Here is a 251-nt window from a genome sequence, read left to right on the forward strand (position 1 = left end):
GTATTAGATTTAATGATAACAAATTAATATGGAGCGGATTATCTATCCCTGTAATTATTAAAACGAATGATGAATATGCTCAAATGGCGTTATGTAATAAAATTAAATATTGTCGTATTGTTCGTAAATTAATACGTGGAAAATATAAATTTTATGTTCAATTAGTTTTAGATGGGAAACCACCAATGAAAATTAATAAAGAAAATGGTGAAATTAAAAATGGTATATCAGAAGGTAGAGTTGGTATAGAT

1 pseudogene is annotated in these 251 nt (G+C 25.5%); it reads left to right on the forward strand.

The features are described 5' to 3' along the window. Positions 1-251, forward strand: a pseudogene (locus ACP3VS_RS24500) (RNA-guided endonuclease TnpB family protein); the annotation flags it as partial.

The sequence above is a fragment of the Lysinibacillus sp. VIII_CA genome (assembly GCF_049943995.1).
Lineage (GTDB): Bacteria > Bacillota > Bacilli > Bacillales_A > Planococcaceae > Lysinibacillus > Lysinibacillus pinottii.